The organism is Pseudomonas sp. RT4P38 (genome assembly GCF_054897765.1).
The window spans coordinates 6,684,715-6,697,413 of the sequence record NZ_CM142703.1 but is presented as its reverse complement, the minus strand read 5'-3'; the positions used below and the strand labels follow the sequence as shown (position 1 = coordinate 6,697,413).

At 59.1% G+C, this 12,699-nt stretch carries 12 protein-coding genes; 7 read left to right on the top strand and 5 right to left on the bottom strand.

Annotated elements, in window-relative coordinates; genetic code table 11:
- The first annotated feature begins 263 nt into the window (after positions 1-263).
- Positions 264-1,937, top strand: a complete 1,674-nt coding sequence (locus ACYZT7_RS31280; protein WP_462039466.1) for a putative bifunctional diguanylate cyclase/phosphodiesterase — start codon at positions 264-266, stop codon at positions 1,935-1,937.
- 109 nt (positions 1,938-2,046) lie between these two features.
- On the opposite strand, the gene ACYZT7_RS31275 is transcribed toward ACYZT7_RS31280, so the two are convergent.
- Positions 2,047-3,441, bottom strand: coding sequence for a NorM family multidrug efflux MATE transporter (locus ACYZT7_RS31275; protein ID WP_462039465.1), 1,395 nt, complete (start codon positions 3,439-3,441; stop codon positions 2,047-2,049).
- A gap of 159 nt (positions 3,442-3,600) precedes the next feature.
- Here ACYZT7_RS31275 and ACYZT7_RS31270 point away from each other — a divergent pair, with 159 nt between their 5' ends.
- The 3 genes from ACYZT7_RS31270 (at position 3,601) to ACYZT7_RS31260 (ending at position 8,004) form a co-directional block, all read left to right on the top strand.
- Positions 3,601-4,521, top strand: a complete 921-nt coding sequence (locus ACYZT7_RS31270; protein WP_046053830.1) for a LysR substrate-binding domain-containing protein — start codon at positions 3,601-3,603, stop codon at positions 4,519-4,521.
- 180 nt (positions 4,522-4,701) lie between these two features.
- Positions 4,702-6,678 (top strand): methyl-accepting chemotaxis protein, encoded by a 1,977-nt coding sequence (locus ACYZT7_RS31265; protein WP_462039464.1) that lies wholly within the window; start codon positions 4,702-4,704, stop codon positions 6,676-6,678.
- Between the two features lie 111 nt (positions 6,679-6,789).
- Entirely contained in the window at positions 6,790-8,004 is a 1,215-nt protein-coding gene (locus ACYZT7_RS31260) for an aldose 1-epimerase family protein (RefSeq protein WP_462039463.1), read from the top strand.
- 6 nt (positions 8,005-8,010) lie between these two features.
- Here ACYZT7_RS31260 and ACYZT7_RS31255 read toward each other — a convergent pair whose 3' ends face one another.
- On the bottom strand, positions 8,011-9,504 hold the full coding sequence (locus ACYZT7_RS31255) for a YifB family Mg chelatase-like AAA ATPase (protein ID WP_462039462.1): 1,494 nt from the start codon (positions 9,502-9,504) through the stop codon (positions 8,011-8,013).
- Between the two features lie 179 nt (positions 9,505-9,683).
- On the bottom strand, positions 9,684-9,854 hold the full coding sequence (locus ACYZT7_RS31250; protein WP_191623591.1) for a hypothetical protein: 171 nt from the start codon (positions 9,852-9,854) through the stop codon (positions 9,684-9,686).
- A 245-nt stretch (positions 9,855-10,099) separates the two neighbouring features.
- On the opposite strand from ACYZT7_RS31250, the gene ACYZT7_RS31245 reads away from it, so the two are divergent.
- Both ACYZT7_RS31245 and ACYZT7_RS31240 read left to right on the top strand, forming a co-directional pair.
- Positions 10,100-10,378 (top strand): type II toxin-antitoxin system RelE/ParE family toxin, encoded by a 279-nt coding sequence (locus tag ACYZT7_RS31245; protein ID WP_462039461.1) that lies wholly within the window; start codon positions 10,100-10,102, stop codon positions 10,376-10,378.
- A 7-nt stretch (positions 10,379-10,385) separates the two neighbouring features.
- Entirely contained in the window at positions 10,386-10,691 is a 306-nt protein-coding gene (locus ACYZT7_RS31240) for a HigA family addiction module antitoxin (RefSeq protein ID WP_283184651.1), read from the top strand.
- Between the two features lie 53 nt (positions 10,692-10,744).
- Here the strand turns inward: ACYZT7_RS31240 and ACYZT7_RS31235 are convergent, their stop codons facing one another.
- Both ACYZT7_RS31235 and ACYZT7_RS31230 read right to left on the bottom strand, forming a co-directional pair.
- Positions 10,745-11,272 carry a BRO-N domain-containing protein gene (locus ACYZT7_RS31235; RefSeq protein ID WP_462039460.1) on the bottom strand — a complete coding sequence of 176 codons (528 nt, stop codon included), beginning with the start codon at positions 11,270-11,272 and terminating at the stop codon, positions 10,745-10,747.
- A gap of 379 nt (positions 11,273-11,651) precedes the next feature.
- Positions 11,652-11,912, bottom strand: a complete 261-nt coding sequence (locus ACYZT7_RS31230; protein ID WP_462039459.1) for an accessory factor UbiK family protein — start codon at positions 11,910-11,912, stop codon at positions 11,652-11,654.
- 419 nt (positions 11,913-12,331) lie between these two features.
- Here ACYZT7_RS31230 and glnK point away from each other — a divergent pair, with 419 nt between their 5' ends.
- Complete coding sequence (gene glnK / locus ACYZT7_RS31225; RefSeq protein ID WP_002555808.1) at positions 12,332-12,670, top strand: P-II family nitrogen regulator; 339 nt, start codon at positions 12,332-12,334, stop codon at positions 12,668-12,670.
- Positions 12,671-12,699: the final 29 nt, after the last annotated feature.

Genomic DNA, 12,699 nt, shown 5'->3' with positions numbered 1-12,699 from the left:
ACGAAATCAGGGAGTCGTTTGCGAAATGGGCCGGCATTTTAACAGGCTCAGCGAATTGTGCTGCTCTCTCCGACTTGTGACGCAGCACGCTATCTATATTTGCCGGTTTTGATACTTTCACGCAGGATGCGCGATGAAGTTGCGTCTAATGTTCATCATTCACGATACAAAGCAACGGTTGATAACCGATGTCATTTGGTCATTGGTTACCGGCGCTGCATAATGCCCGTCGCCTACATCTTTGCAGAGTCTAGGGAGCTAGCTTGTCTACGCCTGTCGAACCCTTGCGTTTGCTGTTACTGGCCGAAGCGCCAGCGTGGGCAGCGTTGTTGCGCGAGTGTCTGGCTCCGATGGGGAGCTCGGTCGTGCTGATCAGCGCGCCGAGCTGGGAGTCGGTCAGCAGTCTGTTCGATGACAACCGCAGCGCGGTGTTATTGACGATCCCGGCTCTCCAGCCTTTGCCTGGCCGTTGCAGCCTGCCGACGGTGTTGCTGCTCGAACACGAGCCGCTGTCTCCACCCGACGGTGTCAGTGACTGGCTGGTGCGCGATCTGCTCGATCCCGGCATGTTGCGCCGTTGCCTGCGCCATGTGCGAGAGCGCGGCGTGCTGGAAAACACCTTGCAGCGCCTGGCCGAGCAAGACCCGCTGACCGGCATCGCCAACCGCCAGGGTTTCCAGACCTTGCTGGCGGCACGCCTGGCGGAAAACGACGGCCGCGGCCTGGCCCTCGGTCATCTCGACCTCGATAACTTCCGTCACGCCAACGACGCCCTCGGCCATCAGGCCGGTGACCGGCTGATCCTGCAAGTGGTCGCGCGGTTGAAAAGCCAGCTTGAGGCCGGTGATCAACTGGCGCGGCTGGGCAGCGATGAATTTGCCTTGCTGATCGACACCCGCCGCGCGCCTCAGCGCGCCGAATGGATGGCCGAACGCATTACCGAAGCACTGGCCGAGCCTTACTGGGTCGACGGTGAAAGCCTGTTGATCGGCTCCAGCCTCGGTATTGCCCACGCCCGGGCCCAGGCTGGCGCCGACCCGCTGATGTGGCACGCGCACATCGCCATGCAACAAGCGAAAAGCACTCAGGGCTGTACCTTTCACATCTTCAACGAACGCATCAATCGCAATGCCCGCAGCATCGCCGACCTCGAAAGCGAGCTGCGCCGGGCGTTGCGGCGGGATGAATTGGAACTGCATTACCAGCCACGCCTGAACCTCGAGGACGGGCAGATCGTCGGCCTCGAAGCCTTGGTCCGCTGGCGTCATGCCGAGCGCGGTTTGCTGCCGCCAAGTGAATTCGTGCCGCTGGCCGAGCAGAGCGGCTTGATCGTGCCGCTCGGTTACTGGGTGATTTCTCGCGCCTTGCGCGACATGCAGGCGTTGCGCGAACGGGGTTTGCCGGCATTGCACATGGCGATCAACCTGTCGTTCCGGCAGTTTCAGGACAGCCAGTTACTGTCGACGCTGAGCCGGTTGATTGCCGAGCGCGGCGTCGAGGCGCAATGGCTGGAGTTCGAACTGACTGAAACCGCGGTGATGCGCCGCAGCGATCTGGTGAAACAGACCATGGATGCCCTGGGGCGTCTGGGTGTGCGCTTCTCCCTGGACGACTTCGGTACCGGTTTCTCTTCGTTTGTGCACCTCAACAGCTTGCCGATTACCTTGCTGAAGATCGACAAGAGCTTTGTCGGCGGCATGGAACAGCGCGAAGAGAATCGAAAACTGGTCCACGCGATGATCAATCTGGCGCACAACCTCAACCTTGAAGTGGTCGCCGAAGGCGTAGAAACCCCGGAGCAACTGGAACTTTTGCGCGGGTTTGGCTGCGATCAGGTGCAGGGATATCTGATCAGCAAGCCATTGCCGCTGGGGGAGCTGGTTGAGTATTTGACGTTCGGTTCCAACCAGCAGCCCGCACTGGAAGTCGTGAGTTAACGCCGAACCAAATGTGGGAGCGAGCTTGCTCGCGATAGCGGAGTGTCAGTTAACAATGAAGTCGACTGATACACCGCAATCGCGAGCAAGCTCGCTCCCACAGGGAATTTCACTCGGTCTGGGCGATGTCGAAACGCTGTGACGACGGCTCCCGACGAATCATCTTTTTCATCTTCCACTCAAACGCCAACGTCAGGCTCACCGCCGCGCACGCCAATCCCAGCGCCAATCCCCACCAGACGCCCGTTGGCCCCCAATTCAAATGGAAGGCCATCCACCAGGCCGCGGGCGCGCCAATCAGCCAATAGCACCCCAAACCCACCAGAAACGTGGTCTTGGCATCCTTGAGCCCGCGAATGCAGCCCATGGCGATGGTTTGCGTGCCGTCGAACAGCTCGAACCACGCGGCTACCGCCAACAGGCTCACGGCCAGGTTGATGACTTCGCGAAACGCCGGGTCATTGTGGTCCAGGAACAAGCCGATCAACTGATTCGGCAGGAACCAGAAGACCATGGCAAAGCCCAGCATCGCCGCCGCGCCAAAGGCGATCCCGACCCGTCCGGCCAGCCGCGCATCCAGCAACTGCCCGGCGCCGTAGTGCTGCCCGATGCGCATGGTGATCGCATAGGAAATCCCCGCCGGAACCATGAACGCCACCGAGACGATTTGCAGGGCGATCTGGTGTGCGCCCATTTGCGTACTGCCCATGGTGCCCATGCACAGCGCGGCGAACGCGAATAACCCGACCTCCACTGCGTAGGTGCCGCCAATGGGCAGGCCGAGGCGCCACAGTTCCTTCAGATACTGACGGTTAGGCCGCGACAGACCCTGGCGCAGCGGATAAGCGTCGTAGGCCGGATGCCGACGGATGTGCAGCGCCAGCGCCACGGCCATCAGGTTGGCGACAATTGCCGTGACCAGCCCGATGCCCACCAGTCCCATTTTTGGCAGGCCGAACATGCCGGTGATCAACGCATAGTTGAGCGCGAAGTTGGCCACCGTGCCGCCGAGGCTGATGACCATCACCGGGGTCGCGCGGCCGATGGCACTGGTGAAACCGCGCAGGGCCATGAAGCTCAGGTAGCCGGGCAGGGCGAACGGCAGGATCAGCAGGAACTGCCCGGCCGCGTGGACGTTGGTTTCGGTCTGGCCGAACAGCAGCAACACCGGTTTGAGGTTCCACAGCAACAGCCCGGCCACCAACGCCATCAACCACGCCAGCCATAACCCGGCCTGGGTCAGCCTGGTGGCGCCGACGATATCGCCGGCACCCTGACGGATGGCCACGAGGGTGCCGACCGCAGCGATCACGCCAATGCAGAAAATCGACACGAACGAGTACGTCGCAGCGCCCAGGCCACCCCCGGCCAGCGCCTCTGGACTCAGGCGCGCCATCATCAAGGTGTCGGTGAGGACCATCAGCATGTGCGCCAGCTGCGAGGCAATCAACGGCCCCGCCAGCCGCAGGATGGCCCAGAGTTCGGTACGTGCTGGATGCTGCATGGTCATCACGCCTCGATTATCAGAGTGAACAGGAGAGAGCCGATTCTCGGCGCTCTGCGGGGTTTTCACAAAGGGATAAAAAGGATGGGTGGCATGAGTCAAACTCATGCTGACAGGTTTCTGCTAACGTGGTGTAACCGCGCTATAGGAGCTTTCCCAATGTCCCGTCGTCTTCCTCCCTTATATGCCTTGCGCGCATTTGAAGCGGCGGCGCGGCACAGCTCGTTTACCCGCGCCGCTGAAGAACTGTCGATCACCCAAAGTGCGGTCAGCCGACACATTCGTACGCTCGAAGAGCATTTTGCCTGTCGGCTGTTTCACCGCAGTGGGCGCAACCTGCAACTGACGGAGTCGGCGCGGTTGATCCTGCCCGGCATTCGCGAAGGCTTCACCGCCCTGGAGCGGGCCTGTAATACCTTGCGCGCCGAAGATGACATCCTGCGCATGAAAGCACCGTCGACCCTGACCATGCGCTGGCTGCTGGCACGGCTCAGCCGCTTTCGGCACTTGCAACCGGGCAACGAGGTGCAATTGACCAGCGCCTGGATGGACGTCGACTCGGTGGACTTCAACCATGAACCGTTCGACTGCGCCGTCATCCTCAGCAACGGGCATTTTCCGCCGGACTGGGAGGCGAGTTTTCTGTTCCCGGAAGAGCTGATTCCAGTCGGCGCGCCGAATCTTCTGCAGGATCAACCGTGGGATGTTGCACGGCTGGCCAATGCCGAACTGCTGCACCCGACACCGGATCGTCGCGACTGGCGCAGCTGGCTGGAACGCATGGGGCTGGCGGATCAGGTGTCGCTCAAGGGCGGGCAGGTGTTCGACACGCTGGAACTGGGCATGATCGCCGCCGCCCGAGGCTATGGCGTGTCCATGGGCGATCTGCTGATGGTGGCGGAGGATGTGGCTCAGGGACGTCTGAGTCTGCCGTGGCCGACGGCCGTCGCCAGCGGTGAGAAATATTACCTGGTCTGGCCGAAAACTCGCCCCGGTGGTGAACGTTTGCGCAGGCTCAGCGACTTCCTGCAAGGCGAAGCCCGAGCAATGGAATTGCCCGATGTTCAACACTTGGGCTGAATCGATAGAGCCGCCGCAATAGCGGCCTTGAGCCATATCCCGGTTAATTACTCAAGTATTCCGATTTTCCGCCGAAAATGCAGGTGGAACCTCCGTGCAGGTTCGACGCAATTCCCATTAGAAATTTTGCTGAGTGTGCGTCGTGATCAGGATGATCCGGTCACTCGGCCAGGAGCTGTCATGTCTCAACCTCGTGCCCGGATCGCCTCACAGCTTGGTCTTGCGCTTGCCGTGATACTGGCGATTGTCATCAGCGGCAGTACCGTGTTCGCCCTGCGTTCGCTGGACACCGCCAACCTCGCCACCCGCGAAGAGCACCTGGCCAGTGAAGCCCGGTTGCTGGCCGATCAGTTGAGTACCTTTCACGGCACGTTGCGTGAAAGTACCCAGCGCCTGAGCGGTCTGTTCGAGAAGCGCTTCAGCGCCGGTTTGAGCGTGCACCCGGATGAACCGGTGGCGGTAGCGGGCGCGCAGACGCCGGGCCTGCACCTGGGCAGCGAAGTGCTGAACAACAACTTCAAGGAAGTTGACGAGTTCAAGCAAATGACCGCCGGCGTTGCGACGGTGTTTGTGCGCAGCGGTGAAGACTTCATTCGGGTCAGCACGTCCCTGAGCAAACAGGACGGCACCCGAGCCATCGGCACGCTGCTCGATCACGCGAACCCGGCCTATGCCCGCTTGATGGCGGGGCAGGCCTACGTCGGTCGCGCCTTGTTGTTCGAACGCTCCTACATGACTCAGTACACCCCCGTACGTGACAGCGGCGGTAAGGTGATTGCTGTTCTGTTCGTAGGATTCGACTACACCGACGCGCAGAACGCGCAGTTTGCCAACCTAAAGCGCTTCCGTATCGGCCAGACCGGTTCCCTGGCGCTGCTGGATGAACAGAGCAAATGGCTGGTGCCGATCGCGGGCGTACAAGCGCTGGATCAGGCGACTCCGACCATCGTTGGCTTGGCGAAAACGCCGGGCAAGGGCGAGTTCTGGAGCGAAAAGTCCGAAGACTTCTACAGCATTGCCGTACCGTTTGAAGGCGGCCCATGGTCGGTCGTTGCGAGCATGCCGAAAACCGAAATCCGTGCGGTGACCTGGAGTGTCGGTATTCAGTTGGCGATTGGCAGTCTGTTGGCAATGTTGATCGCTGTGGGCTCGGCAGTTTGGCTGTTGCGCAGCAAGCTCGCGCCGCTGGGTGATTTGGTGCGTCAGGCTGAAGCCTTGGGTGCCGGTGATTTGAGCGTGCGGCTGAACGTGTCGAGCAACGACGAGATCGGTCAGCTGGCCCGCGCTTTCAACCAGATGAGTCAAGCCTTGTCGACCATGGTCGAGCACATCCGCAAGGCTTCGCAAGAGGTCAACAGCCGTGCCCAGGCCTTGTCCGGTCTGTCCGGCGGTGCCTATGAAGGGATGGAGCAGCAGTCGGGCGAAATCACCAGCATGGCTGGTGCCGTGGAAGAATTCAGCGCCACGTCCCTGAACATTGCCGACAACATGGGCAGCACCCAGCGTCTGGCTCAGGAAAACGCACAGCAAACCCAGATCGGTCGTACGTCGATGGACGAAGCCTCCTCGTCTCTGGAGCAAATCGCCGGCGCGCTTCAGAGTACGGCGACGGTGATCAATACCTTGGGTCAGCGCTCCCAGGAAATCGGTGGCATTGTCGGTGTGATTACCTCGATTGCCGATCAAACCAACCTGCTGGCGCTTAACGCCGCCATCGAAGCCGCTCGTGCCGGCGAGCAGGGTCGCGGTTTTGCGGTGGTGGCCGATGAAGTTCGCAACCTGGCGTCACGCACTCGCGAAGCGACTGACGAAATTTCCGGCATGATCCAAAGCATTCAGCAGGAAACCGGCAACGCCATCAGCACCATGGAACAGGGCAACGTGTTGATGCAGGAAGGCCTGTCGCGCAACGCCAACGTCGCCAGTGCCTTGGCACGTATTGATGAGCAAAGCCGTTCTGCCGGTCAGCAATTCGCGGCGATCACCACCGCGACTCAAGAGCAGAGCAGTACCGCAACCTTGCTGAGCAGCAACCTGCAAAGCATTGCCCTGGCGAACAGTGAGCAGCGCGAAGTGGTGTCCAATCTGGCGATCACCGCCAAAGAGCTGGAGAAGCTGGCAGCGGATTTGCGGCATGAGGTTGACCGGTTCCGCTAAGGGACTGCCGCATTCTTTCTCTGCCATGAGCTGAGTTGTGTTGTTTTTAAGCTTGATGAATCGTTTCAGCAAGACTATAAAAACGCCACAACTCCAAGAAAGGCTCCTGTTATGACTCCGCTCAAACTCATCATCGCTCTCGGTGCGCTGTCGGCTACCTCCCACGCCATGGCCTGGGACTACGTCTTGCTCGACACCGACAAAGCAGCCCAGAACTGGCAGATCACTAGTCAGCAGCTCGGTATCAAAACTGACAAACCCTTCTCGGTCACCCTGCGCACCTTGCACGGTGGTCGGCAGGAGGGTGTCAGCATCGTCGATGTCGATAACGGCACCCTGAAGCTCTCGGTGGTGCCGACCCGCGGGATGAACGTCCTACAGGCGTCGGTCGGTGATGTGCGCATGGGTTGGGATTCGCCGGTCAAGGACGTGGTCAATCCGTCCTTCATCGAACTCAACGGCCGCGGCGGGCTGGGCTGGCTCGAGGGCTTTAACGAGCTGGTTGCCCGTTGCGGCTACGAGTGGGTAGGCCACCCAGGCATGGACAACGGTGAACTGCTGACCCTTCACGGTCGCGCCGCGAATATTCCGGCCAGCAAAGTCACCCTGCACATTGACGAAAAACCGCCTTACGCCATCAGCCTGCGCGGCGAGCTGAAAGAGCAGGCGTTCAAGAAAGTCGACTTCTCGGTGATGACTGAGCTGGTCACCGAACCCGGCAGCGCAGCGTTCGTCCTCAACGACACCCTCACCAACAACGGCGATTATCCAAAGGAATACCAGGCGCTGTACCACAGCAACTTCAGTACTCCATTCCTGGAGCAAGGCGCCCGTTTCGCCGCACCGGTGAAACAGGTGTCGCCGTTCAATGACAAGGCAAAAGGGGATCTGCCGGACTGGCAAACCTACCGCGCGCCGACCAAGGACTACGACGAGACGGTTTACAACGTCGTGCCGTATGCCGATGCCAAGGGCGACACGCTGACCGTGCTGCATAACAAGGCCGGCAGCCTGGGTGTCTCGGTCGGCTTCAACACTCAAACACTGCCAGTGTTCTCCCTGTGGAAAAACACCGATACCCAGGGGCAAGGCTATGTCACGGGGCTGGAGCCAGGGACGAGTTTTTCCTACAACCGCCGGTATCAGCGGCCACTGAATCTGGTGCCGACGATTGCGGCCAAGGGGCAGAAGCAGTTCCAGATCAGCTACAGCCTGTTGGCGGATAAGGGGGCTGTGGATAACGCGTTGAAGCGGGTGAGCGAGATTCAAGGCGGGCGACAGACTGAGGTGCGGCAAACACCGTTGGTGGATCTCACCAAGGAATAATCCCTGCTAGTTAATGGTCGGCCGGTATTGCAGTGCTTCGGCCAGATGCTCGCGGGTGATGCCATCGACCTGCTCAAGGTCCGCCAGGGTGCGCGCCACTTTGAGCAGTCGATGGGCTGACCTCAGCGACAACGTCAGTCGTTCACACGCAGTTTCCAGCCACGTTTCGTCAGCTGTGGATAAGTTGCAGTGGCGGCGCAGGCCTGGCAGATCGAGAATGGCGTTGGCGCAGCCCTGGCGTTTGTGTTGCCGTTCTCGTGCATTGGCGACCAGAACTGCGGCAGTGGCCGTGTCGTCACCGGCCTTCAACGCTGGATTTAAAGCCGTAGCCTCCCTTGCAACCGTCAGGTGCAAGTCGATGCGATCCAGCAGTGGGCCCGACAGTTTGTTGCGGTAGCGCTGGACCATGTCCGGCGTACAAGAGCAGCGGCCGCTCGGCTCGCCAAGATATCCACAGGGGCAGGGATTCATCGCGGCAACCAATTGGAATCGCGCCGGGAATCGTACGCGGTCACGGGCACGGGCGATCACGATGTGCCCGGACTCCATTGGCTCCCTTAAAACCTCCAATACTTTGCGGTCAAACTCCGGCAGCTCATCCAGGAATAGAACGCCATGGTGGGCGAGGGTTATTTCGCCGGGTTGCGGTTTCGAACCACCGCCTACCAGCGCCGCACCTGAGGCGGAGTGATGGGGCTGGCGAAACGGTCGCTGTGGCCAATGGCTCAGCGGCACGCAGCTAGCGACCGATTGAATCGCCGCAACTTCCAGCGCTTCGCTTTCCGCCAGTGGCGGTAAAAGCCCAGGTAAACGGCTCGCCAGCAGGGTTTTTCCTGTTCCCGGTGGACCGCTGAACAGAAGGTTGTGAGCCCCTGCCGCCGCAATTAGCAATGCACGCTTGGCCGCGAGTTGGCCCTGCACTTCATTCAAGTCGGGATAGGGCTTGCTGGCGTAGAGCAGACCGTTGGAAACATAGGGCTCAACCGGCGTGTGACCATTGAAATGCGCAACCGCTTCCAGCAAATGATCCACCGCAATCACCTTCAACCCCGATGCCAGGCACGCTTCCTCGGCATTCGCCCGCGGCACCATCAACGAGCGTCCGGCCTCGCGTGCTGCCAGCGCTGCCGGCAACACCCCCCGAACTGCCCGCACGGCGCCTGAGAGCGCCAACTCCCCCAGGCACTCCACATCATCCAGCGTCAGAGTCGGCACCTGCACGCTGGCCGCCAGAATCCCCAAGGCAATTGCCAGGTCGAACCGCCCACCATCTTTTGGTAAGTCGGCGGGCGCGAGATTCAGCGTGATACGTCGCGCCGGAAATTGCAGGCCCGAGTTGATGATCGCACTGCGTACGCGATCCTTGCTTTCCTTCACTGCCGCCTCCGGCAAACCGACCATCGTCAGAGAGGGCAAACCGTTGGCTAGATGGACTTCGACGGTGACGGCAGGCGCATCCACGCCGACCTGGGCGCGGCTGTGGACGATGGAGAGGGACATGGTCGTTCCTTGAGCTGAAGAGCACCGCTTCCTGCGGGTTTTTTGAAGCGTAGTTGGCGGGGGAAGTTCTGGTGGGGTGGTTTAGGCGGCAAACTTTCACTGGATGTTGCGAGTACAAAGCAGGCCAATCGCGAGGCACAAAAAAACCGCCACTCGGGCGGTTTCTTCGGGGAGCCTAGTCAGACTCGTGCACCTGCAAGCAAGCCATCAGGTTCAAGTTCTTTGCCATACGTTGCCGCCACTTTAAAAAAGCGATGTTGGCTGGCAGAAACGTTTCCGGCTAAACGGAGCGCCTCGGCATGATACTCAGCGATCATTAACGGCTTCGCTTTTTGCTTTTTGCGTTTCATAGACACCTCGCGTGCCTGGATGAGTGTTCGAGTCAATCAGCTTAAGAGATGTGCTTACTTGTGAGGCAATGGGAATTGGAGGTTTTTTTTGTAGGACTCAGCTTGGTTTTGAAGACCTTCTGAAGGGCGCAGGTAGTCCTTTTCCTAGATTTTTGAAAGGGAGGCCAAAAGTCAAAACAGCACGTTTGCATTTGTGAATTCAGGTTATACACTCAAGATTAATGCATAACGTTAAGCTTTAAATTATGATCGTTAGCTTTAAATGTTCTGAGACCGAGTACCTGTTTCGCAACGGTAGAACCCGTATGTGGTCAGCCATTTTGAGTGTCGTGGAACGAAAGCTGACGATGCTTGATACCGCGGCTGTGTTGATAGATCTTCGATCACCGCCAGGCAATCGCTTTGAGGTGCTGGAAGGTAATCGCAAAGGGCAACACAGCATTCGTATCAATGCTCAATGGCGAATTTGCTTTATCTGGGGCCTGAACGGACCGGAAAGTGTCGAAATCGTCGATTATCACTGAGGTGAGTATGACTAAGAATGGTATGCGCCCGGTTCATCCCGGCGAGATCCTCAAAGAGGAATACCTGGAGCCTCTGAACCTTACGGCTGCTGCTTTGGCCAGAGCATTGAGCGTCTCGACACCGACGGTGAACGACATCGTGCTTCAGCGTAGGGGCGTCAGTGCAGACATGGCGCTCAGGCTTTCCATCTGCCTGGATACGACCCCAGAATTTTGGCTGAACCTGCAATCGACATACGATTTGCGCAAAGCCGAGATAGAACGGGGTGCCGTGATTCGAGATCAGGTTGAGCGTCTTCCTCACTGCGCCTGATCTTTCGTATTAATTGAACCCCACGTTAAAAGCGTGGGGTTCTTTTTTGGGGATCAGAATGCTTGGAGCGCCTTCGATACTCGCCTCCACCAAGGTTCGTTGACGGCGCTTCGTGGTCGATCCTGGTCCGGTAACATCTGCGGAACGTCTTGCAGCCGAATCCACGGCTGGTTATTCCAGTGCAGCAAACTCAGCGACATTTCTGGCCAGTTCAGCAGGCTCAGTATTGGGCGTTCGGTTGAGGTGGGTTGCTGGGCGTCTCTCAGGGCTGGGACCACGTCGTGGGTAAGCCATTCGCGCAGGCCTCGGTGTTCGGGGCAGTAGCGGTAGACCAGCAATGCGTAGACGCCGGATTCGCTGATCAGCAGTGTGTTTTCTACGGTGCCGTGGATGAGCATCTGCAAATTCTGGTGTTGGTCAGGATCGAGTTTGCGTAGCGCTCGTTCGTCGAGGAAAAGCCTGAGCAATCGGCCGAGGTCGTGGGCGCTGAACCAGGCCTGGTTTTCCAGGAGGAGGGTGTGGAGGTGGAGTTTGTGGCGCGTGAGGACGTGGGGGATCAGGTGAGTGTCATTGCGAATCATCGAAAGCTCCTTTTGCTAAAGGGGCTGCCGGCAATCGTCGCCAAACGAATGGGTGGCAGCTATACGCGGGTTGGCGAACCGGAGCAAAAGGAACCCGGCAGATCCGAAGATCTCCCACGCACAGCCGCCATGACTCGATATGGCGAAAATTAGCCCGCCATCGGATGGTCGTCGTGCGCCTTAAGCCTTCAAGGTCGCCAAACCCAGTGCTGAATATTCAGCAGAGGGTGAGCTTAGTAACCGGGGCTTGGTGGCGCAATCGGACGGCGGATGTGATCTTTGTAGGACTCAGCCTGGAATTAGCGCGGAATCCGGAATGGCAGGAAGGTCGTTCCGACCTTATCGCGAGCAAGCTCGCTCCCACAGTTGATCGGTGGTGTTACTCAGCCGTTGGATTGAGCTTCGCTTCAAGCTCCGCCACCTTCGCCTCAAGACTCTCCAATCGCGCCCGCGTCCGTGCCAGCACAACCATCTGGCTATCAAACTCTTCACGACTCACCAGATCCAGCTTGCTGAAGCCGCTCTGCAACAGGGCCTTGAACTGGCTCTCGATTTCGCTTTTCGGCAGTGGGGTGTCGCCGCTGAAGAGGCGGGAGGCGGTGCCGCTCAGGGCATCTAGGAAGTCTTTGGGTGCGAGCATGGGAAATGTCCTGTCAACAATGGCGGGCAGTGTATCACGCAGTGTCTATAGTCAATCTCGCAGTCAGGGCTGCACGCTTTTCGCGCATGCGGACGGACGGCAATGCACTGTTGTTGTGCGTATCAGTCGGGCCATTGCAGCGAAGTAGCTTGCGGCAGCGGCCAAAGGCTTGAAATCAGTGGGTTTTGGCGAGATGGCAAGCTTTCTGCTTAGTCGGTAGTGACCCATGCACTGATGCAGTCGCTGTGACGAATGCAGTGCGCCAAGCGAAACGGGGGAAGTGTTTCGTGCGGAGTGGTTAGCAGGCGTCGGACGGGCAGGTAAGGCCGACGATGCGTTACAAAGCCAGGCACTGCGCTTAGACTTGAGTCGGGTTTGTTTTCCTGGGGCAAGTCCACCAAATTCGGGAGAGAGTTTTCATGAAGCTAGTCACTGCCATCATCAAGCCGTTCAAACTGGACGACGTACGCGAGTCGCTGTCCGAGATCGGCGTGCAGGGCATTACCGTTACTGAAGTCAAAGGCTTCGGTCGGCAGAAGGGTCACACCGAGCTGTATCGCGGCGCGGAATACGTGGTCGATTTCCTGCCAAAGGTGAAGATTGATGTCGCCATTGACGACAAGGATCTTGACCGGGTTATCGAGGCGATAACCAAGGCTGCCAACACCGGCAAGATCGGTGACGGCAAGATCTTCGTGGTCAATCTGGAACAGGCGATTCGCATCCGTACCGGCGAAACCGATACCGACGCAATCTAAGCCGCCACACACCCAACGCCCCAGGAGAA